Here is a 22,085-nt window from a genome sequence, read left to right as displayed (position 1 = left end):
GGGTTTAAACGCTTTGCCAGCCCTGTGCCCGGATCGGCGTCTGTTGACCGGCTTTGGTAGCCAGCACTACCTGCGACGGGTCGGCCGTGAGGTAGCCGATGGCCGTGATGCGGGAGTTATTCTGCAATTGCTCGAACGCCTGCGGCCGCACGGTGAACAGTAGCTCGTAGTCTTCCCCGCCGTTCAGCGCCGACGTAATCGGGCTAATCTTGAATTCATCAGCCGCCAGATACGTCTGATCGTCGATAGGAATGTTTTCGTCGAAGATAACCGCCCCTTTGTTCGATTGGCGGCATATATGCAGCAGTTCCGACGCCAGTCCGTCCGAAATATCGATCATGGCCGTGGGCACGATGTTCAGGTCGCGAAGTTCGTGGACAACGTCGGTGCGGGCGTCGGGGCGTAGCTGGCGCTGAATCAGGTATGACCGTTCTTCCGACAGGCTTGGCTGCATATTCGGATCGGCCAGAAACACCTGTTTTTCGCGCTCCAGCAATTGCAAGCCCAGATAAGCCGCTCCTAAATCGCCCGTTACGCAGATGACGTCGTTAAACTGGGCCGTGTTGCGATAGGTAATTCGATCTTTCGGCACTTTGCCAAGTACAGAAATTGAAATGATCAGTCCCGCCCGGGAGGTTGTGGTATCACCTCCGACCAGGTCGACATTGTACGCTTCGCAGGCCGCCCGGATACCAGCATACAGCTCGTCAACGGCCTCGACCGGAAAACGACTGCTTAGCCCCACCGAGACCGTAAGCTGGACAGGTAAGCCGTTCATCGCTGCGATGTCCGATACGTTTACGGCCACAGCCTTGAAACCAAGGTGTTTTAAGGGTACGTAGGTCAGGTCAAAATGAACGCCCTCGACCAGCATATCCGTCGACAGAAGACCGTAGTTATCCCCCCAGTCAAATACGGCCGCGTCGTCGCCGATGCCCCGGATGGTTTCCGGATGGGTGGGTGCGGTTGTAGCCTGCCGGATGCGGTCGATTAATCCAATTTCGCCAAGTGCGTTCAGATCAGTCATGGTTAAATTAAGGCTGGACTGCCGACTAAAAAGAAACGAAGTGACAGTCAGAAGGATGAAAATGGAACAAAAAAGCCGTTCCGTCTGATGAACGGAACGGCTTTGAGTGAGAATTGGTTTGCGAACCTTACGGATTCGACAGGGTGTACTTGTTCGTCGTATTACCGGTTTTCTGGCTCTGCGACGACCGCGTCAGCACTAATTCGTTGTCGCTGATCGAGTTGATCGTAAACTCAATGGTACCCGTAGTACCGGTAGGCTGAGGGTTTAGGGAAGTCAGTGTCAGTTTTGAATCCGTTACGGTGTATTGACCAACGAAGGTATTGCCGTCGAACTCAGTATAACGAACCGTTGGCGCAGAAGACAGATCAAGTCTGAAGTTTGAGTACGTAGGCCGAACGGGAGCAGGGTTCGTAACGCCCCGGCTGTACACCACTACAGTATTCTCTTCCACAATCCGGGCCGTCCAGATTTTGGCAATTCGCTCAGAAATAGGTGGCGTTTTTTCCTTGCTGCAACCTGTCAGCAGGCCTACCAGCGCTACTATAGTGAATAATAAGGGGAGAGAAGTCTTTCTCATGGTTAATCGTTGCATGTAAACAGAAGTGGCTAAAGTTACGCTAAATTTGTGTTCACCCACAATGTAAAGTGAGCAATAATTATTCCGATTGACTAAACGGACGTATGCATTCTACTGATCTGCCGCTGCTGACCCCGTATACCCGATCCCAACTGGCACTCCGCAACGGCAGCGACCGCGACGAAATCTGGTGCGCTTACGAGGGTATCATCTACGACGTATCGGCATCGAGACTCTGGCGTAACGGCAAACACTACGAACACTGGGCCGGTCAGGACCTTACGGCCGAGCTGGCCGATGCCCCGCATGCCGATTGGGTTTTTGCCAAATTCAAAGCCGTAGGCCGGTTAATCTGATTCCCATTCGCCAGGCTTACGCATAACGGAAGTTCCCGGCGTCACACAAAACAAAATCTATGATGCTCATTGCCGATAGCGGCTCCACAAAAACAGACTGGCGGTTAGTGGCTGCCAATGGTACCGTTCAAACCCTGCATACCGACGGATTTAATCCGTATTACCAGACTACAGAGACCATAATTGACCGCCTACGGTTGCAACTGCTTCCTCAAATTAACGGAGCTGCCGTTCAAAACGTATTTTTTTACGGAACGGGCTGCATTGGGCCTACCGTAAACTACATCGTGGCTGATGCGCTCAAGGGGGTGTTCCCTAACCTGTTAACTGTCGATGTCAACAGTGATATGCTGGGCGCGGCCCGGGGGGCGGCTGGTCAGGAGGCTGCTATCGTATGCATTCTGGGTACCGGAGCCAATGCCTGTTGCTACGCTGATGGGCAGATTACGCGCGGCATTCAGTCGCTGGGCTTCTGGCTGGGCGACGAAGGCAGCGGAGGGTATCTTGGCAAAACGCTTGTCCGCGATTACTTTCAGGAGCGGCTACCGGACGATCTGCGCGCTGCTTTCCACGAACGATACTCCCTCGACCGGGCTACACTGTTGGAAAATGCGTACCAGAAGCCGTTTCCCAACCGCTACTTCGCGTCCTTCACACCCTTCCTGACCGAACATCTGGCGCATCCGTACGTTGTTATCCTGGTGAAAGAAGCGTTCAGGTTATTTCTGACGATCTACGTGCGTCGGTTTCCGGAGGCAGGTGAATGGCCTGTTCACTTCGTCGGGTCGATTGCCTACTACTTCGCTGACCAGCTAAGCCAGGTCGTGGCTGAGGAGGGGATGACCATGGGTCGTATTTTAAAAGCCCCGGCTGAACGGCTGGTTGAGTTTCACCGTTTATAAAGCGTATCAAACGGCTGTCTGCCGTACTTTTGCAGATGCCAGACAGTGGCCAATAAACCCGGATGGGGTTGACAGTCAATGTCTGTAAAGAGCAAAGCGCAACCTGAAACAATGGCAAATCGATATTTTTTAAAAGTGAAAGACGTCGTTCGTGAAACCCCGGACGCCGTTACGATTACCTTCTGGCACCCCATCAACGAAGAAGTTCGGTATCAGCCGGGGCAGTTTCTCACCTTTCTGCTGAATATCAACGGGCAGAAGGTTCGGCGGTCGTATTCGATGGCTAGTTCGCCCCACGTGGACGTATCGCTGGCCGTATCGGTGAAGCGCGTACCGGGCGGATTGGCTTCGAACTACCTCTGCGACCGTATCAAACCCGGCGACATTATCGAAACGCTGGAGCCCATGGGGACTTTCACTCCCAGACTGGAAGCACAGAACCAGCGGTTAATTATACTGATCGGAGCGGGTAGTGGCATAACGCCCCTGTTCTCGATGGCTAAATCCATTTTGCATGTCGAACCGGCTAGTCGGGTGTGGCTGATTTACGGTAACCGTAATAAGGAGTCTATCATTTATAGGGCACACCTGGATGCAATGGAGCAGGCTCATGGTAAAAACCGGTTTCGGGTGACACACGTATTGAGTCAACCCGGTTTTGGCTGGAATGGACTTGAAGGGCGGCTCAATCAGCATTCGTTGACAAAGCTGCTAAGTGAGTTAGATACGTACCAGCTTCAGAATGCCACGTTCTATCTGTGTGGACCAGACGGCATGATGGCCGAAGCCCGTTCGGCTTTATCGTTGCTGGGCGTGCCGAATGAGCGGGTGTTCAAGGAAAGCTACGTAACAGCACCCGTACCGGTCGGCGAAGTTGTGGAAGAGGCCGGGGCTGGTGGCGCTATCGATGATGAAGATGGTAACCCGGAGATCACCGTACTTTATGAAGGCAGTGAGTATAAATTTACCGTTGCTCCGCATCAGACCATCCTGGAAGCGGCACTGGAACTCGACATTGATCTGCCCTATTCCTGCCAGGCGGGGATGTGTACGGCTTGTCTGGGCCGCTGTACGTCGGGTAAGGTGAAGCTGGATGAAGAAGACGGCCTGACCGACGCCGAACTGAAAGCGGGCTACGTACTAACCTGCGTAGCACACCCCCTGACGAATGACGTGATTATAGAAATTGAGTAAACCAAAACGGGCCCAACATCAATGTTGGGCCCGTTTTGGTTGGTTTGAGCAACGTCGGCTATTTTTTAGTAGTCTCCACTTCATTAATTACGGGTGCAGTGGCCGTAGCTGTCGAAGCGTTGTGTTTAACAAACGTAGCCGATTTTACCCGAACCCGCTGCTGCGAATTTTCTTTGAAGATAAACGTAGCCTGTTCAATACCCGAGTGCTGGTCAATCAGTCTGTCTAGCTCAGCCAGCGATACGCTGGTTTCCGTTGCTGGATAAACAGCGCTCGACGCTTTGGCCGGTTTAGGTGTTTTAGCGGGTTTGACGGCTTTGGGCGTTCTTGGGGGTTTGGTGGTTGCGCCGGGTATGGATGGAGTGGGAGCCAGAGCCGGGGCGGGTACGCCCGGTACAATTACTGGTGCTACGCTGGGGGTAGGCCCGGGGGCGGTGGCAGTACCTGGTACCAGTGGGGCTGCTGGCGATAAAGCCCCACGTACTGAGCCAGGCCGACGAACTCTCGGTATCGTTGTGGCTCTCCGTGCTCTGCCATCCAGATTGCGGTTCAAATCATGGTTAAGGGTACGGTTTAACTCAAGATTTAAGTTGTCGTTGTACCCCAGCTCACTCATCGATGCCTCCTGTTCCAACCTTTCCATCTTACGCTGTAGCTCCGCCAATGGCTTCTCGGCTTCCCGCAACTGTTTCTGTGCGTCTTCGATCAGCTTGTTGTAACGCTCTACGTTGCTCTCGCTGTCCTTTATTTTTTGCTCGAACTCTTTAAAGCGCTTTTCAAGCTCTTCGTCTGATTTCTGTTGTTCGCGCTCCAATTGCTCGCGCTGTTTTTCGATCAATTCCAGCCGCTGCTGCATCGCTTTATTTTTCTGCATATCCAGTAGCGACATCCGGCGTTGCATTTCTTCCGCCTGGAATTCAGCCTTTTCCATCTGCTGATGCAAGGCTTCCATCTGCGCTTGCTTTTGTTCCATCATTCGGCCCAGGCTGTCAAGATGCCGACGTTGATCGCTTAAATAGTTATCGGGCAATGAATCCAGTACACTTACGTTGGGTAGTTTAACCCCACTGAGTGCGCCACTGATAATACGATTATAATCCAGCTTGCCGATTTTAGTCAGTACGGTTGCCATAGTGGCTTCGTCGGCGGGGAATGAACCGGCTGCGTTGGCGGCTTCAAAAGCGCTGCTCATGATCGTGTTGTAGTCCAATTCAGCCCAGACAGGTACCAATGTATCCACTCGGACCAACGCCTTATTTTCGTTGCTGGCTTCAAGTATGTGCTCAAGGATATCGCGATCGGTCTCGTTGGTTATCTGACTCAGTTGAAGGTTACCTTCTTTGAGCTGCACTAACTGAGCCTTTAAGTGGCTGATTCGTCGGGCTGGCAACCGTTTTCCATGCCAGATTACGTATTCAATGCTGTTGTTGTCGAGCAGACCAAATTCTGTTTTGCCCTTTGGCTTGTTTTGGGTTGAGCGCTCGTGCCGTTTTTCCTGTTGTACGTTCTGCTGAACAGCATACACCGACGCGCTCATGAGCAGTATTGTCGCCAGGGTGAGACCAGCCAGACTGCCGTTTGACACAAGAGGACGGGTTGGTACGCCCAGCACCCGCCGAACCCGGTGCAGCAACTGCTGGCGCTTTGAGGCAAACGCAACCGCGAGCGCAGGTGCCTGAACCAGCCGTAATTCTTCGACGTGGGCCAGTGCCTGGGCCAGCACGCGACTATTACCACAGGCCTGAACAGCGAGGTCATCGCAGCAATGTTCGCGTTCTTCACGCACACGCGCCGATAGCCACCACAAGGCCGGATGAAAAAAGTACAGGACTTCAACGACTGACTGTAGCAGGTTGACGGCGTAATCGTGTCGCTTGACGTGCGCCAGTTCGTGCGCCAGAACGGCCTCAACCTCCTGTATGGTCAGGCCTGTGGTCAATCCGATCGGAAGAAGGAGAACTGGTTTCAATACGCCTACAACCATCGGTACGGTGATTTGTGCCGACTCCCTGGTCTGGATAACCGACCGAATAGCCAGGCGCTCGCGAAGACGCTCTGTTAGGGCAACCAATTGGGCCGTAGCCGGACGGGTGGCGGCCCGGCGGAGTTGTTGCAGATACAGCCAGCCGCCCGTCAGTCGCAGGCCAAAAACAGCTACGCCCATCAGGTATACCATAACAAACTGAGTAAGGTGGCTTTCCAGAAACAACAAAACTGACTGGTACCACGGCAACGGAGTATTGGCTGATTGCCAGTAAATAGGCAAAGCGGGTATCAGGGCGGGTGAGTTAACGGCCGTAGCCGTCGGCAGCGGTTCGTAATACCAGCCGAATGTCAGGGCTGAAATGAGTAACTGGGCAAAAAGGGTCGCCACGCCGATAGTATAGCGAAGGTTGCTCGACCGCCGACGTAAAACATGAAGAATAATGGCCGTGGGTAAAACAATGGCAAATCCCTGCCAAAGCGCGTGAAGGAGTGTCCAGCCAAGTGCGTGGGCTACGGGACCGGACAGAAAGTGTGAAAATTGCATATGCTGAATGAATTACACGCCTTATTACTCGTTATAGTCATTTTTCGTCAGTTGTATTCTGATCAATCTGTTTCAGCAGATTTTTGATCTCGTCCAACTCTTCACGCGATGCCTTATGTTGGCCTAGTACCTGCATAACCAGCTTCGAGGCTGAACCGCGGAACGTAGTTTCGACAAAGCGATCGACCAGACTCCGTTGCGTGTCTTCTTCACTGACGGCGGCTGTATACACGTGCGATCGGGCGTCTTCTGTGCGCGTCAGCAGGCCTTTCTCGTACATGATCTGCATCAGTTTCAGAGCGGTCGTGTAGCCGATGTCGCGATTTCGGCTTAGCTCCTCATGAATCTGCCGGACCGTGCTGGGACCGTTTAGCCACAGTACGTGCAGAATTTCCAATTCAGAGTCGGTTGGTTTTACCATGTATGTACGAATGATTTCGTAGTAAACATATACGAAGCCTTTCGTAAATACAAGCGTTTGAACAAAAAACTTTTACAGCGGATTATTGTAAGGCATCAATCAGTATGTTTTTTTGCAGCTTTTACGAAACAGGCCGACGCCTACGCAACAAATGATTCAGGATACAACACTGGAAATACCCACCCGCCCATCTCGTCCCTTCATTGGAGAAGAGATGGAGTTGAAAAGCTGGGAAGACGTCAGACCGTTTTACGACAATCTGCTGAACAGACCGATTGAGAACGCCGACGACCTGCACCAATGGCTACTGGATCGTAGTGAACTGGAATCGTATCTGTCCGAAAATTTTGCCTGGCGATACATTCGAATGACCTGCGATACGTCAAACGAAGACCTGATTAGCAAACTGAATTTTTTCATTGCCGACATTCAGCCGCAGATGACGGCGTATGGCAACGACCTTGACCTGAAAGCTGTCAATAGCCCGTTCCTGAGCCAGCTTACCGACGCCGGCTACGACGTAATGGTGCGGAGTATGAAGAAAGCTATCGAAATTTTTCGGGAAGAAAACATTCCGCTACAGACCGAAATGCAAACGGAAGAGCGGAAATACGGGGCCATTGCCGGAGCCATGACGGTGGTTATTGACGGAAAAGAAGTCACCCTGCAGCAAGCCAGCGATCTATTGCAATCAACCGACCGGGCCGTACGGGAGGAAGCGTGGCGTAAAATCTGGGAACGACGTTATGAAGATCATGAGTCGCTCGATGAACTCTTTGACCGCCTGCGTACGCTACGTCATCAGGTGGCTGTGAATGCCGGTTTTGCCAATTTCCGCGATTATGCGTTTGCCGCTCTCGGACGATTCGATTACACCCCCGATGATTGCTTTAACTTCCACGAGTCAGTAGCAGCGGCCGTAGTGCCTCTACTGGATACGCTGGCCAATGAGCGTAAACAGAAACTAAGTGTCGATCCGCTCCGCCCGTGGGATTCAAAGGTAGATCCCGATGGACATCCGCCTTTGAAACCGTTTACGACGAGTAATGAACTACTGGAAAAAACCATTGCCTGCTTTGACCGGCTTGATGTTCAACTCGGCAACTATCTGCGCATTATGCGGGCTATGGGCCATCTGGATCTCGAGTCGCGGAAGGGTAAGGCTCCCGGCGGCTATAATTACCCACTCGAAGAAATCGGTGTCCCGTTCATTTTTATGAATGCTACGTCGAGCCTGCGCGATCTGGTTACGATGGTGCATGAAGGTGGCCATGCTGTGCATTCATTCCTGACGCGGGAGTTGCCGCTAAAAGCTTTCCGAAACCCGCCTATGGAAGTGGCTGAACTAGCCTCCATGAGTATGGAGCTGCTGTCTATGGACCATTGGGATGTATTCTTTGATAATCCCGAGGAGCTGCGCCGGGCAAAGCTTCAGCATCTTGAATCGATTATCGAAACGTTGCCATGGGTAGCTACGATTGACAAGTTCCAGCATTGGATTTATGAGAACCCTACACACTCGATAACTGAGCGGGAACAAAACTGGCTTCAGATTTACGATCAGTTCAGTGACAACGTAACGGATTGGTCCGGGTTGGAGTCATTCAATGCCTATGTCTGGCAACGGCAGTTGCACTTATATGAGGTGCCCTTCTATTACATTGAATATGGCATTGCTCAGTTAGGTGCCATTGGTATCTGGCGTAATTATCGGAAAGATCCGGCTACAGGGCTACAGGGCTACAAGGATGCTTTGAGTCTGGGCTACAAAGCGCCCATTCGGGCTATTTATGATGCGGCTCAGGTTCCATTCGATTTTTCAAGGCAGCACATCCAGGAGCTAATCGGCTTTGTGTGGGAGGAAATTGAGCAGCTGAAAAAGTCGTAGTTGGTTATATATCGACAGGGTGTAAAAAACTACGCACGAATGACGATTGACTGACAACTGTTTACTAATTTTGCCGAATCAATTCGTAACCAGCTTGCTATGAAAAGCGCATTAAGTAAAGGATTACTGGTCGTCGCGGTGCTGTCGCTGGCGTCTTGTGATTACCAGAAATATAATACCATTCGGCAGTCGGACTATCGGCGTAATGATCCGTATGTGTACGGTCCTCACGAAGATTCAGCCGCTGTTCAGTCAAAATACAAGTACACGCCAAACCCATCACTGGAAGACCGTACGCAAAAAATTCGCGAAAAACTGTTCGGGGCAGGTACAATTGGCGAAGGGGCGTAATAGTTTTACAACTATTGTGCTGTTATCATTGATGAATCTTGCGAAAAGCGATGTACAAGCTATTCAGGCTGGTGCATCGCTTTTTTGTAACTTTTCATTTTTAGGAAGCGGTTCTGTAAATATGATTTTTTTGCGTTACTTTGGCCGCTCATTTAGTCAATAATTGGACTTTTTAGGTAACGAAGCTTTAATAAACTGCACACAGGTTATGAATATTGCACTGGTTACAGGATCAGCCGGTTTGATTGGCAGCGAAGCCGTTGCTTTTTTCGCTGATAAGTTTGACGCTATCATCGGTATCGATAACAACATGCGTCAGTACTTCTTTGGTGCCGACGGCTCTACCGAGTGGAACCGCAACCGACTGGCCGATACCTACGCCACTTATAAACATTACACGGCTGATATCCGCGAAGTCCCACAACTGGAACCCATTTTCCGTGAATACGGTGCTGATATCAAACTAATTCTGCATACGGCTGCTCAGCCCAGCCACGACTGGGCCGCCCGTGAACCCTTCACCGACTTTGGGGTAAATGCCGTCGGTACGCTGAATCTGCTGGAGATGACCCGCCAGCACTGCCCGGAGGCTGTCTTTATTTTCACCTCCACCAACAAGGTCTATGGCGATAACCCCAACTTCCTGCCGCTGGTCGAGACCGAAACTCGCTGGGAGATTGACCAGAATCATCCCTACTTTGAAAACGGCATCGATGAGCACATGAGCCTGGACCACACCAAGCACTCCATCTTTGGGGCGTCGAAGGTAGCAGCCGATATCATGGTGCAGGAGTATGGTCGTTATTTTGGTATGAAAACCGGCGTGTTCCGGGGTGGCTGCCTGACGGGCCCTAACCACTCGGGGGCTCAGCTACATGGCTTTTTATCGTATCTGATGAAGTGTGCCATCACAGGCAACCAGTACACTATCTTTGGCTACAAAGGCAAGCAGGTTCGTGACAACATCCACAGCTGGGACCTGGTGAATATGTTCTGGCACTTCTACCAGAATCCACGCCCGGGCGAGGTATACAACGCCGGCGGTGGACGCTATGCGAACTGCTCGATGCTGGAGGCTATTACCTTGTGTGAAGAGATTTCAGGCAACAAGATGAACTACACCTATTCTGAAACAAACCGGATTGGTGACCACATCTGGTACATCAGCGACCTGAGCAAGTTTAAGCAGCACTATCCGGACTGGCATTGGACGTTTGATCTGAAAGAGACGATGGTGCAGATTCATGATAGCATGGCCGCTCGGCTGGCTGTTGTTAAATAACGCATTGTAAACCGTTGAAAATGTCAGCCTTCACGGCTGACATTTTTAATTTTGCACCCATGCCAAGTTTTGACACGTACCCAATTCTGTACTGGTTGCCCGTTTATGTACTGTGTTGGGGGAGTTTGTGGTTGGCCACTAACGGCAAAATCAGCGAGCGAACCTTTCTGGTAGCCGTAACGGTATTGCTGTTCTTACTCAGGTTACCCAGTATTGTCTACAATTACGAAATCAACCCAGACGAAAGCCAGATGATCACGCAGGCTATGACCCTGCGGCAGGACCCCGTTTATTTCAGATCAGTTGATGGCACGACCGGAGGCCCCCTTGACAGTTACTTCTTAATCCTACCAGGTCTGATTGGGTTACCGTTTGATTATATTACAGCGCACCTGACGGCTTTTGGCCTTGTTGCCCTGAGTTTCTGGTTTCTGTTTCAGACTACCAAACGCTGGTTTGGCTCTATGGCGGCTCGGGTAGCTTTCTTACCTTTTGTGTTTACGTTTGGTCTTACACAAAACGGTGATTTTTTGCATTACAATAGCGAGCTGGTGCCATTAGCCCTGCTGAGTGGCTCTTACTATCTGTATGCCTTGTTGTTGGCTCGTCGAAAACCATCGCTTTGGCACATTGCTTTAATTGGATTGTTGCTGGGCATGGTGCCTTTTGGTAAGCTGCAAGCCGTTCCGTTGGCCGGCATAGTGGGCTTGTTTGTCGGAATCGATATTTTAATGCGCCCGGAACAGTCAACATCAGCTAAAGTAGTGCAAATCGGCGCGTTGGTTGTTGGAAGCGTGTTTTTCCCGTTATTGGTTGTTGGCTTAGCTAAGTTGAATGGTGTTTACGACGACTTTGTGACGTTCTACATCATCGGGAATTTTAAGTATGCCAATAATTCCGATCCTGTGCAAAATCTGCTTCGCTTGCCCGACTTTTTTAAGAAAGGCAGCGAATTTGACTGGCTTGTTAAGCTAACGCTAGGTATCTGGCTCGTGGGTTTGATCTACAGTTTGCGGCAAGGAAATAAAGCACAAACAGACACGCTGAAAGTTAACGGCTTTATTGGCGTTCTGCTGGCCGCTACGTTGTATGCCATTACCAGAACGGGTTCCGAATATGTACATTATTTGTACTTGCTGACCGGTCCTCTGTTTTTTGTGCTAGGCTTCGGTTGGCAACGGTTAGGCATTAACGAAGGCCGGAATCGATGGGCTACTGTGGGCATAATGGCGGTTTTCCTGCTGGTTTTCGGGATACAGGCCGGTTTGAACCATCGGCGGGGTATTGCCATCAATGCCTATCCATCTGACCAGCAGCATGGCTGGGCTGTGCAGCCATCGCCGGTTTCCAAAGCGGTGCTGACCTATGCTAAACCCGGTGAGAAATTGGTCGTTTGGGGATGGCGATGCGATTATTACGTACAAACGCAGATGCCACAGGGCGTTGCTGAGAATCACACCATACGAAGTGCCTTTGAGCATCCCCTACAGGATATTTACCAGCGTCGATACTTATCGAACTTCATCCGTTCATTTCCTCCGGTATTTGTGGATGCGGTTGGCAGTCAGAATCTGTGGATGACCGACCGCCGGACGCATGGATATGAAATGATAAAGCCGCTAAAGAATTTTGTAAATGCCCATTACCGGTACGTCGGGCTAGTAAATGATACCCGTATCTATGTTCGGACTGATCGGGTTGAAACTACAAGACGTGATACGCTGGCTTTCAGTGAAAATTAACCCTAGAATTATCGCTTAATGAATTACGACCGTATTTACAAATACAGATTCCAGCTGGTTTCGCACGAAAAAAAGAAAGTGATCTGGAAAATTATCGCCGACTATTTCTACGAGCAACTGGGCCGTCCGGTCCGGATTTTGGACTCGGCTGGTGGGATGTGCGAGTTTATTAACGCTGTGCCTAGCGAAGAGCGGTGGACAGTCGATATTGTCGATGAAGTTCGCAAGTTTGCGGCCCCCGAAGTAAAACTGGTGATTGGCGACGTATTGAAAGTAGAACTGCCCGAAAATTATTTTGACGCTGTTTTTATTTCCAACTTCCTCGAGCACCTGCGCAGTCAGGAAGAGGTCGCCTTTTTTCTGGAACGGATGCACCGATGCCTGAAGCCGGGCGGAAAATTAGGTGTCATTGGCCCTAATTTCAAATACTGTTATCGAGAATACTTCGACTTTGCCGACCATACGGTTGTATTGTCAGAACTAGGTGTAGCCGAGCATCTTTATGGGGCTGGCTTTAAGATAAACAAGTCGTATGCGCGTTTCCTGCCGCTGTCATTCAGAGGTGGGTTACCCGTTCACCCGTTCTTAGTAAATCTCTACATGCGCATGCCGTTTGTATGGTGGGTGCTGGGTAAACAGTTTTTATTTATTGCGGAGAAAGTACCCTTCGAAAAAACAAAAATTAATTGAGGAGAGAGAAAGAGGAGGAAAGGAACAAGGAGACGGTAACTCCTTTTCTCCCTCCCTTTCCTCCCTCTCCTCTTTATATCATGTGGACTAAACAAGGACTGATTTACAAACCAGACGGTTCAAAACCGTTCAGCCGGACGCACGCTCAGGTTCCTTTTGGTTTTCCGATCGAAGATAAGCTGCGTGTTTATTTTGCTACTCGCGACGAGAAAAGCCAGTCGGCAACATCATTTGTCGAACTGAATCCGGAGGACCTGTCTGAGGTCGTGTACATTCACGATAAACCTTGCCTGACAAATGGAGCCGTGGGGATGTTCGACGAAACCGGAGCAATGCCATCGTGGTTTTTACCGGTAGGCGATGAAATCTGGTTATACTACACTGGCTGGAATCGCAGCGAAACGGCCAGTTATCGCCTTGGAATCGGGCTGGCGATTAGTCGTGATGGGGGGCTTACGTTCGAGCGGAAATACACGGGGCCACTGCTCGACCGTTCTATCTATGATCAGGTATGGGTGGCGCAGCCGTGCGTTATGCGCGAAGGTGACCGCTGGCGGATGTGGTACCTCTCCTGCACCAAGATTGAAGTAATCAATGGTCATCCGGAACCGTTCTACGATGTTAAGTACGCCGAGTCGGCAGACGGAATCCAGTGGGAACGGACTGGACAGGTATGCGTCGGTTATGACGAGTTTACGGACGCCATAGGTCGCCCAACGGTGTATAAAGACGGCGATGTATACAAGATGTATTTCTCCTTTCGCAACGCAACTAACTACCGTACCGACGTGCAACGGAGTTATCGGATTGGCTACGCGGAGTCGAAAGACGGTATCAACTGGGATCGGAAAGATAACCTTGCCGGGATCGAACGGTCGGCTGATGGCTGGGATTCATTAATGATGGACTATTGCCATATTTTCCCGCACCAGGACCAGTGGATAATGTTTTACAATGGAAACGGCTTTGGGGCATCGGGATTCGGCTATGCAACGCAACCAATTAGCGGCTAAAAATCGTTCTTACACCAGCTTTTTTAGTTCTTTACGGAATAAGGAGCAAGGTCATTGAGGAGACTGACATACATCAGCTTCCAGCGTTTGTATATTAAAAAGTTACTGTTCTACTTTTGCACTAAATCTGCAGTGATAGACTATGAAAGAACTGTCGAAGTACCTATTACAGGTTAACGCCGAGTTTAAAAACGGCGAAATCGTAACTGAGATTCCGTACGAGGAAGTAATGCGTCTGGTCAATGAACCTAATATCGTCATCGTCAAAACGAATATTCCCGAAGAAACACTTCAGAAAGCCGTTGACGCCACGCGTGCCTGGGCCGAAAAAACTCCGCTTGCCGAAGGCCCTGATACGTTTGTAAATAACCAGCACAAGCGTCGTCTGCATATCGCCAAAATTCAGCAGGCTCCGCAGCTTTTTCACGATCATACGTTCGACGATCTGACTAACCTGGAGGAGGAGTATAAGAGAGATCTGCTTACCGTTTTCGACCCAATGCGTAAGTTCTGGAACGCGCTGACGGGCAACCAGGAAGAATTCGGATTTAAAGAAGGGGATGCCTATTTACACCCACAGGTTACGCACTATCCGATGGGCGGCAGTTTCTTCGGCCGGCACTGGCATCCATTGAATCCGCAGAAAGTTGGACAGATCCTGGCTCTGAACCAGTACGGTCGCGATTATCACTCCGGTGGTACCGGCTACGTGATAAACGATACGATCATTGAAACGGAGGGTTTTCAGGATATGGGCGATCTGCTGCTGTTCCGCTATGATCTGCCGCACTGGGTGAGTCCGTCAAGCTTTGCCGACCGTTTCAGTTGGGATGATCCTCGTGGTCGCTGGGTAGCAATCCTGCCGTTCTATAACCCATGGGGAACGCCGGCCGAACACAAAGAGCCGCAAGGCTGGAAAGAGCAGATTCAGACTGCAAAAAAAGCTACATCAGAAGCTACCGTATAATCGAGAAATAAGGATAGACGAGTGACGTTCACTCGTCTATTCGTTTTTATCTTTGTAACCAACTGAGAACCCGGTTCGAGCTTCAGCCGGGTTTCCGTTTTATACATGATTAAAGTCAGCGTTCTGATCATTACGTACAACCAGCAGAAGTTTATTCGTAAAGCCATTGACAGTGCGCTTGCGCAGCAAACAACGTTTCCTATTGAAATTCTGGTTGGCGACGATTTTTCGAGTGATGGTACGCGGGAAATTATCCAGGAGTACGAACGGCAGTATCCTGATAAGGTCATTGGGGTGTTGCATCCGCGCAACATGGGCAAAAACGGCGGGATCAATTTCCTCGAGACGCTCAAGCTGGCAAAAGGTGAGTACTATGCGCTGATGGATGGTGATGATTATTGGACCGACTCGCTCAAGTTGCAGAAGCAGGCTGACTTTCTGGATGCTCATCCGGATTGTTCGACGGTGTTCCATAATGCGCTGATAACCTACGAAGATGGCACACCGTCCCATTTGGTGAATGGCGACGATATGAAGCCATTTTATACGGTTGACGACCTGATTGGAGAAGACGAGATCTGGTTCATGGCTACGTCAAGTACCATGTACCGGAACAACATCAAAGAGTATCCGGCCTGGTTTCGGGAGTCGTCGAGTGGCGACATCCCCCGCCTGATCCTTAAGGCGAAATTGGGCAAGATCGGTTACATTCCCGACGTCATGTCGGTGTATCGCAAAAACCGGGGAGGAGCCAGCTACGCCGACAATTATTACGATGAAACCTTTCTGCGCAACCGGATTCAGATGTATCGCGATATTAACCGCGAGCTTGACTTTAAATATGATCGGGTGCTTCGCAAGAATATTGCCCGGTATTACCGGATGATGCTGGACGCAAAGCAATACAAGAAGAGTTATTTTCGGCGTGCTTACTATGCCCTGAAGTATCTACACATGGGTCGGCCGCAATGGGATAAAACAAAAGTGGTTATCCGCGATTACGTATTACCCGCCCCAATCAGCAAGTTATACAGTAAGATACGTCTGCTGCCGTATCAACAATGACAGTTAGCGGTTTTCGTCTCGCCGAAAATCAATTAACTTTATCAGTCAAACTCGTTCATTAGTAGATTATCTATGAAATTAAGCGTCGTCATACCGGCTTATAACGAAGAGGAGTCTCTGCCACCTACTTTGCGCACGCTCTACCAGACGCTGGCCAAACACGGCATTCCGCACGAGATCTGCGTGACGAACGATAACTCGAAAGACGGGACCTTACGCGTGCTGCAGCAACTGGCCGAAACCGAAATTCCGACGCTGGTTTATTATACAAATCCTGGACCGAATGGCTTCGGATACGCCGTACGGTATGGCCTGGAGCGTTTTTCGGGCGATTGCGTAGCCGTGTTCATGGCCGATATGTCCGATGATCCAGAGGACCTGGTGAAGTTTTACAACAAAATGCTGGAAACCAACGTCGACGCCGTATTTGGTTCGCGTTGGGTTAAAGGTGGTAAAGTAATTGACTATCCACAGGTTAAAAAGTATGTGAATAGATTGGCCAACTTGATCATTCGCATGGTTATTGGAATTAAATACAACGATACCACGAATGCATTCAAGCTCTATAAACGGGAAACAATGGAAGGCCTGAAGCCGTTTCTGTCGCCCCACTTCAACCTGACCGTCGAATTGCCGCTGAAAGCTATCGTTCGTGGTTACAGCTACGCGGTCGTGCCGAACAGTTGGACGAATCGGAAGTATGGTGAGTCAAAACTGAAGATTAAGGAGATGGGAAGCCGCTACTTTTTTATCCTCATGTATTGCCTGATCGAGAAGTATTTTTCGCGGGGCGATTTTCGGAAAAAATCGTCAACGCCCGTTAGTCAGTCAGTTAGTCGGTAAGGTAATCTTAACTAAAAAAGCCTTTCAATCCCGGAATTTGATAGATGGCCAGCGTTTGAATGATAGCCCAAAAGGTGGCGCTGATGAGCATATAAAGCAGAATCTGGCGCTTGTGTACCTTAAACGATACTGCTAGAACAGTCCCGCCGATTGGGGTAAGTACAAGAGGAGTAAGCAAAGCAATGCCTGCCAGGCCTGATGTTTTCCAGACGCGGACAGCCAGGCGTGTCCGGCGCGAAAATCGTTTCGGACGCTGTTTGCGATATCGTTGCCTCAAAGCTTCCAGCGCGGCTCCCGCAAATGTAATGGCCAGTACGCTGAGCATCATCCCGGCAATCGTGCAGATGGCCGTCTCCAGCCAGGATAACCCCAGTGCAAAGCCAGCGAGCGGACCGCCGATGAATTTTATGGTACTGGCAATAATAACCGAGAAATACTTGGCAGCCTGCATAACGTATCAGAACAAAGCTATGGTCGTAGGGGACATTTTGTTTGGTAGTCCTGTTACCTCCCTACCCATGTCAACCATAGACAACGTTCAAAATTAGCCGTTGTTTATATTATGCCTGTTATAAAATCTGCGTACCCTGGTCCGCCCCCGTTTTTGTACAACGGCCATCTCCAGACGATTTTCCCAAGTGTTGTGCGAAAGGTTACAGGAGTGGTCTATGAACGCGAACGGCTTGAATTAAACGACGGTGATTTTCTGGATCTTGACTGGCTTGAACGGGGGCAGCGACAACTGGTCGTGTTAACTCACGGCCTCGAAGGCGATAGCAACCGACAATACATTCGGGGAACGGCTAAATTGTTTTATCAAAACGGTTTCGACGTATTAGCCTGGAATTGTCGTTCGTGTAGTGGCGAAATGAACCGGGCGTTTCGGCTTTATAACCATGGCGAGATCGGCGATATTGGCGAGGTGATCAATCATGCACTACGTACCCGATCCTACGAACGAATTGTACTGGTTGGCTATAGTATGGGCGGAAACATTACGTTGAAGTACCTGGGTGTTCACGGACGTCATCTGCCCGACGTCGTTCAATGTGGTATTGCGATTTCATCACCCACTGATCTGGGTGCCAGTGCCCGCCTGCTCGATAATCCATCAAACCGGTTCTACCGCAACCGGTTTATGAAGAAGCTCGTGCTGAAACTACAGCAGAAATCGGATCGCTTCCCTGGCACCATCGATATGACCAAGTTGCAATTGGTCAGACGGTGGCAGGACTTCGACGACTTTTTCTCGGCTCCAGTCAACGGCTACCGGGACGCTGAAGATTTTTATACGCAGGCATCAGCCGTACATTTCATGCCCAACATTACCGTACCGACGCTAGTACTTAATGCCCAGAATGATCCATTGTTATCGCCGGAATGTTCGCCTGAATGGCTGGCCGAAACACATCCGCTGATTCACCTGGAGACACCCCGGACCGGCGGTCATGTTGGGTTTGTTGTGGCCCGCGACCCGCATACCTACGCTGAACGCCGGGCGCTTCAGTTCGCGATGACCCAACCAGTACCATAAGTTCTGGTTGTTAAAGGAGTAAAATCACGGCCGCAGTGCTCTTCATTATAGCTTATGACAATAGTTTATCCGGACGCATACACGCTAAACCCCGGCGATCTTAGCTGGGCACCTCTACAGGCATTGGGCGACGTAGTTTTTTACGATCATACCCCAACCGACGAACTACTCGAACGAGTTAGTGGAGCAGAAGCCATACTGGTTAACAAAATTCGTCTTAACCGCAGTCTACTCCAGCAACTACCCAGGCTCAAATACATTGGCGTGACTGCCACTGGTTATGATATTATCGACGTTGCAGCCGCACGGGAGCAGGGTATTGTTGTTTCGAATGTGAAAGGGTACAGTACCGATTCGGTAGCACAGCAAACCTTCGCGCTGTTGTTGGAGCTGACCAATCACGTAGGGCTGCATAATGAAAGCGTTCATGCCGGTGACTGGGTCAAATCACCGGATTTCTGTTACTGGCGCACTCCGTTGGTAGAGTTGTCGGGAAAAACGCTGGGTTTGATTGGCTACGGTGATATTGGCCGGAAAGTAGCTGAAATTGGTCGTGCGTTCGGCATGAACGTACTGGTAAACCGACGCCACCCACCGAAGGAGTCGGTAGATGGTATCAGATTTGTTGATGTAGAAACGGTATTTTCGGAAAGCGATGTTGTTTCTCTTCACTGCCCAGCTACTCCTGAGACAATCGGCTTTGTGAACTACGCGCTGATGAGTAAAATGAAGCCGAGTGCTTATCTGATCAATACCAGCCGGGGGAGTCTGCTCAACGAAGCTGAGGTGTCCAGCGCGTTGAATGAAGGGCTAATTGCCGGCGCTGGAATCGACGTGTTATCATTGGAACCGCCTGAAGCGGATAATCCGTTGCTGACTGCCAAGAACTGTCTGATTACTCCTCATGTGGCCTGGGCAACCTACGAAGCCCGGCAACGTTTGCTAGAACGGGTTGTTGAAAATCTGAGCGCCTTTATGAATGGCAACCCCATCAACGTAGTTAGCTGAAACAAGTCAACTCACTACGTGCTGGCGATACGGATCAGGTCCTCAATCTGATTGATAATGGTGGCATTGTGGGGCATGCTGATGTCCTGTCCGACAATTTGGTAACCTGTAAATAGCAGGTGTGACTCGGGAAAACTCTTGGCCATACGGTCGACGTACGGCTGTACCTCGTTGTTAGACGGAACCGACGTTATGGCCGTGAAGATATAATCCGGCTTATGGACATTGTACGCAAATACCAGTTCATTAAATGGCAGGCTCTGCCCCAGGTAGATTACTTTGTTGTAGCGAGCCCGAATGATATAGTTGGCAAAAAGAAGGCTGATTTCGTGCAATTCGCCTTCTGGCAAAAACAGCATGTACTTCTTGCCGTTAGGCCGCTGTTTACTAACCTGCCCATCGATGGCCACAATAATCTTCTGCCTGATCAGGTTTGTGATGAAGTGCTCCTGTGCTGGTCCAATAGATCCCGTCACCCATAACGTGCCGATCCTACTCAAGAACGGATAAACGATATGAATCATCGTGTTTTCGAAACCGAACTGGAGAATATTCGTGCTGACAATCTTCTCAAAGCGCTCTTCATCCAGATCGATCATCGAAATGGTAAGCGCGTGAATTTGATCCGGATAATTTAGTTGTTTGTCAGAAATTTTGATGACCTCCCGATACATCTCCTCAACTGACAATTTCGAAATTTCGGAAATTTTATATCCGTGATCTTTCAGCAGTGAAATATTCAACACCAGCTTCAGATCCTGATCGTCATAGGTACGAATGTTGGTATCCGTCCGCTTGGGCGTAATGATGTTGTAACGCTGTTCCCAGATCCGCAACGTATGAGCTTTTATGCCCGATAGCTGTTCTAAGTCTTTTATTGAGTAATTACTCATAGAACAAAGTTGTTTCAATGTTTATGTTATCCGAAGAACACGTACACATCAGTCCCAATGACTGAACCAACAAGCGGTACGAAAAATAGTGACCAATCTACAAGTATAGAATCACTTAAACAACTAAGGTCTATTAAAAATATACCACGTTTGTTTAATTAAATCGGATAATTCTTAAACAAGAAACTCGGGCGTTTTGTTTTCCTAACCGTTCAATCGGAAAATTAAACCATGAAATAAAAAGAAGAAAAATTGTAGTAAAAGCATCCAACCGGCCATTCGGTTGTCTTTTCGGAAGGGAAGTGCAAACCAAACACTGAGCAACGCAAAGGATACCAACCACCAGCCAACGTAATTGCGGAATGGAACAGGCTGGCCAAACCAGGTCCAGAAATCGAGTTGTATGGCTACTGGCTCAATGAAGAAGTCCAACCCTACCATCAACGTAGCTGCCAGAACTATTTTTAAAAGTTTTGGAATACGCAGCCGGTCACAGATCGACCCGCAGCAGTAGGATAACGTAAGCCAGTTGATGCCTATAACGGGCGGAACAGACCAAAGTTTAAAGCCTAAACCGGAGCCATACGCATATTGGCCAAATATTAAGCCGGTTTGGACGCCCAGCACTTCAATAAAATAGCCAGTTGCAAACGCCAGAATAATGTAAAAGTAAAAGGCGGGATTCCAGTCTTTATGGTAGGCCAGCAGAACAGCCAGCGACGCGACAAGGGTTACAGGGCTGAGTGGTCGAAAATAGGTGGCCAGGTGAGGGATCTGTAGTCCGATAACACCTGCCAGATACGCTAAGACCAGGATGGTAAGCACCTTTGCGTGTTGTCGATCAGAAATGGAGAGACTCGTCGGCATGCAGTACAAACTACCCGTTTAGCCAGAAAGTTGGCCCGTTGCCTATGAAAAAGCCCTGGTTTCGCCAGGGCTTTATGAAGGGTGGATGATGGGTCTCGAACCCACGACCTTCGGAACCACAATCCGACGCTCTAACCGACTGAGCTACAACCACCGTTTTGGGACTGCAAAGATAATGATGAATTATTAATTTCGAATGGCTTTTAAGACTTCTGTCAAAAAAACTTAATCATTCTCCTTAATAATTCATCATCACTCAATTATTGCTGTTTGCCTTGCTGAAAGCGCTTTTCAGCAGCATTCCAGTCAACTACATTCCAGTAAGCAGCAATGTAGTCGGGGCGACGGTTCTGATACTTCAGGTAGTAAGCATGTTCCCAAACGTCAAGACCGATGATTGGGAAGCCTTTTTGATCGGCTACATCCATCAGCGGGTTGTCCTGATTAGGCGTTGATACTACGGCCAGTTCGCCACCATCTTTCACAATCAGCCAGGCCCAGCCGGAACCGAACCGAGTAGTAGCGGCTTTGGTAAACTCTTCCTTAAAAGCGTCAAACGAACCAAATTTCTGATTGATTGCCTCAGCCAGTTCGCCAGTAGGTTGCCCACCGCCTTTGCCCGACAAGGTGTTCCAGAACAGCGTATGATTATAATGACCACCTCCGTTATTACGCACTGCCACCGGGGCCGTGCTGACGTTTGCCAGCAAATCCTCAATGGATTTATTTTCCAATTCAGTACCAGCAACAGCATTGTTGAGGTTCGTCACGTATGCATTGTGGTGCTTATCGTGGTGAATCTCCATGGTCTGCTTGTCAATGTGCGGTTCGAGCGAGTCGCTCGGGTAGGGTAGCGGTTCTAATACAAAAGCCATTGGACTAAGATAGTTAAAATGGAAGTTTGTTCGGTTGGGTTAACAACCCTGTTTCCG

22 protein-coding genes and 1 tRNA gene are annotated in these 22,085 nt (G+C 49.7%); 14 read left to right on the top strand and 9 right to left on the bottom strand.

Annotation, left to right across the window (positions count from 1 at the left end):
* Nucleotides 1-4: 4 nt before the first annotated feature.
* Both thiL and BN8_RS26230 read right to left on the bottom strand, forming a co-directional pair.
* Nucleotides 5-1,027: a thiamine-phosphate kinase gene (gene thiL, locus BN8_RS26235; protein ID WP_009284979.1), complete on the bottom strand. Its 1,023-nt coding sequence runs from the start codon at nucleotides 1,025-1,027 to the stop codon at nucleotides 5-7.
* Between the two features lie 127 nt (nucleotides 1,028-1,154).
* Nucleotides 1,155-1,607 (bottom strand): hypothetical protein, encoded by a 453-nt coding sequence (locus tag BN8_RS26230; protein ID WP_040006538.1) that lies wholly within the window; start codon nucleotides 1,605-1,607, stop codon nucleotides 1,155-1,157.
* A gap of 104 nt (nucleotides 1,608-1,711) precedes the next feature.
* Here BN8_RS26230 and BN8_RS26225 point away from each other — a divergent pair, with 104 nt between their 5' ends.
* From BN8_RS26225 to BN8_RS26215, 3 genes are all read left to right on the top strand, one after another.
* A complete protein-coding gene (locus BN8_RS26225) occupies nucleotides 1,712-1,963 on the top strand; it encodes a cytochrome b5 domain-containing protein (protein WP_009284977.1) in 252 nt (83 codons plus the stop codon).
* Nucleotides 1,964-2,022: 59 nt separating this feature from the next.
* Nucleotides 2,023-2,865: an N-acetylglucosamine kinase-like protein gene (locus BN8_RS26220; protein ID WP_009284976.1), complete on the top strand. Its 843-nt coding sequence runs from the start codon at nucleotides 2,023-2,025 to the stop codon at nucleotides 2,863-2,865.
* A gap of 111 nt (nucleotides 2,866-2,976) precedes the next feature.
* A complete protein-coding gene (locus tag BN8_RS26215) occupies nucleotides 2,977-4,059 on the top strand; it encodes a ferredoxin--NADP reductase (RefSeq protein WP_040006537.1) in 1,083 nt (360 codons plus the stop codon).
* Between the two features lie 58 nt (nucleotides 4,060-4,117).
* On the opposite strand, the gene BN8_RS26210 is transcribed toward BN8_RS26215, so the two are convergent.
* Both BN8_RS26210 and BN8_RS26205 read right to left on the bottom strand, forming a co-directional pair.
* Nucleotides 4,118-6,589, bottom strand: coding sequence for a M56 family metallopeptidase (locus BN8_RS26210; protein ID WP_009284974.1), 2,472 nt, complete (start codon nucleotides 6,587-6,589; stop codon nucleotides 4,118-4,120).
* A 37-nt stretch (nucleotides 6,590-6,626) separates the two neighbouring features.
* A complete protein-coding gene (locus tag BN8_RS26205) occupies nucleotides 6,627-7,010 on the bottom strand; it encodes a BlaI/MecI/CopY family transcriptional regulator (RefSeq protein ID WP_009284973.1) in 384 nt (127 codons plus the stop codon).
* Nucleotides 7,011-7,161: 151 nt separating this feature from the next.
* Between BN8_RS26205 and BN8_RS26200 the strand changes: the two genes are divergently transcribed.
* The 9 genes from BN8_RS26200 (at nucleotide 7,162) to BN8_RS26160 (ending at nucleotide 16,851) form a co-directional block, all read left to right on the top strand.
* On the top strand, nucleotides 7,162-8,898 hold the full coding sequence (locus BN8_RS26200) for a M3 family oligoendopeptidase (protein WP_009284972.1): 1,737 nt from the start codon (nucleotides 7,162-7,164) through the stop codon (nucleotides 8,896-8,898).
* Nucleotides 8,899-8,997: 99 nt separating this feature from the next.
* Nucleotides 8,998-9,249 (top strand): hypothetical protein, encoded by a 252-nt coding sequence (locus tag BN8_RS26195; protein WP_009284971.1) that lies wholly within the window; start codon nucleotides 8,998-9,000, stop codon nucleotides 9,247-9,249.
* 208 nt (nucleotides 9,250-9,457) lie between these two features.
* A complete protein-coding gene (locus BN8_RS26190) occupies nucleotides 9,458-10,531 on the top strand; it encodes an NAD-dependent epimerase/dehydratase family protein (protein WP_009284969.1) in 1,074 nt (357 codons plus the stop codon).
* A 59-nt stretch (nucleotides 10,532-10,590) separates the two neighbouring features.
* Nucleotides 10,591-12,273 carry a hypothetical protein gene (locus BN8_RS26185; protein WP_040006881.1) on the top strand — a complete coding sequence of 561 codons (1,683 nt, stop codon included), beginning with the start codon at nucleotides 10,591-10,593 and terminating at the stop codon, nucleotides 12,271-12,273.
* Between the two features lie 18 nt (nucleotides 12,274-12,291).
* Entirely contained in the window at nucleotides 12,292-12,963 is a 672-nt protein-coding gene (locus BN8_RS26180) for a class I SAM-dependent methyltransferase (protein WP_009284967.1), read from the top strand.
* An 80-nt stretch (nucleotides 12,964-13,043) separates the two neighbouring features.
* A complete protein-coding gene (locus tag BN8_RS26175) occupies nucleotides 13,044-13,976 on the top strand; it encodes a glycoside hydrolase family protein (RefSeq protein WP_009284966.1) in 933 nt (310 codons plus the stop codon).
* Between the two features lie 142 nt (nucleotides 13,977-14,118).
* On the top strand, nucleotides 14,119-14,943 hold the full coding sequence (locus BN8_RS26170; protein ID WP_009284965.1) for a hypothetical protein: 825 nt from the start codon (nucleotides 14,119-14,121) through the stop codon (nucleotides 14,941-14,943).
* A 105-nt stretch (nucleotides 14,944-15,048) separates the two neighbouring features.
* Nucleotides 15,049-16,008 (top strand): glycosyltransferase family 2 protein, encoded by a 960-nt coding sequence (locus BN8_RS26165; protein WP_009284964.1) that lies wholly within the window; start codon nucleotides 15,049-15,051, stop codon nucleotides 16,006-16,008.
* Nucleotides 16,009-16,080: 72 nt separating this feature from the next.
* Nucleotides 16,081-16,851 (top strand): glycosyltransferase family 2 protein, encoded by a 771-nt coding sequence (locus BN8_RS26160; protein ID WP_009284963.1) that lies wholly within the window; start codon nucleotides 16,081-16,083, stop codon nucleotides 16,849-16,851.
* A gap of 7 nt (nucleotides 16,852-16,858) precedes the next feature.
* On the opposite strand, the gene BN8_RS26155 is transcribed toward BN8_RS26160, so the two are convergent.
* The gene (locus BN8_RS26155; RefSeq protein ID WP_009284962.1) at nucleotides 16,859-17,302 is read right to left on the bottom strand and encodes a hypothetical protein; all 444 of its coding nucleotides are present in this window, start codon (nucleotides 17,300-17,302) and stop codon (nucleotides 16,859-16,861) included.
* A gap of 111 nt (nucleotides 17,303-17,413) precedes the next feature.
* Here BN8_RS26155 and BN8_RS26150 point away from each other — a divergent pair, with 111 nt between their 5' ends.
* Complete coding sequence (locus tag BN8_RS26150; protein WP_009284961.1) at nucleotides 17,414-18,385, top strand: YheT family hydrolase; 972 nt, start codon at nucleotides 17,414-17,416, stop codon at nucleotides 18,383-18,385.
* Nucleotides 18,386-18,439: 54 nt separating this feature from the next.
* Nucleotides 18,440-19,393, top strand: a complete 954-nt coding sequence (locus tag BN8_RS26145; RefSeq protein ID WP_009284960.1) for a D-2-hydroxyacid dehydrogenase — start codon at nucleotides 18,440-18,442, stop codon at nucleotides 19,391-19,393.
* A 14-nt stretch (nucleotides 19,394-19,407) separates the two neighbouring features.
* On the opposite strand, the gene BN8_RS26140 is transcribed toward BN8_RS26145, so the two are convergent.
* The 4 genes from BN8_RS26140 to BN8_RS26125 form a co-directional block, all read right to left on the bottom strand.
* Nucleotides 19,408-20,286 carry a MerR family transcriptional regulator gene (locus BN8_RS26140; protein WP_009284959.1) on the bottom strand — a complete coding sequence of 293 codons (879 nt, stop codon included), beginning with the start codon at nucleotides 20,284-20,286 and terminating at the stop codon, nucleotides 19,408-19,410.
* A gap of 204 nt (nucleotides 20,287-20,490) precedes the next feature.
* Nucleotides 20,491-21,153 carry a carotenoid biosynthesis protein gene (locus tag BN8_RS26135; protein WP_009284958.1) on the bottom strand — a complete coding sequence of 221 codons (663 nt, stop codon included), beginning with the start codon at nucleotides 21,151-21,153 and terminating at the stop codon, nucleotides 20,491-20,493.
* Between the two features lie 80 nt (nucleotides 21,154-21,233).
* A tRNA-His gene (locus tag BN8_RS26130) sits at nucleotides 21,234-21,307 on the bottom strand.
* Between the two features lie 106 nt (nucleotides 21,308-21,413).
* The gene (locus BN8_RS26125) at nucleotides 21,414-22,028 is read right to left on the bottom strand and encodes a superoxide dismutase (protein WP_009284957.1); all 615 of its coding nucleotides are present in this window, start codon (nucleotides 22,026-22,028) and stop codon (nucleotides 21,414-21,416) included.
* Nucleotides 22,029-22,085: the final 57 nt, after the last annotated feature.

It is taken from the genome of Fibrisoma limi BUZ 3, assembly GCF_000296815.2.
In the GTDB taxonomy this organism is placed as follows: domain Bacteria; phylum Bacteroidota; class Bacteroidia; order Cytophagales; family Spirosomataceae; genus Fibrisoma; species Fibrisoma limi.
The sequence above is the reverse complement of the archived record's forward strand: the minus strand, read 5'-3'. Positions and strand labels throughout refer to the sequence as shown.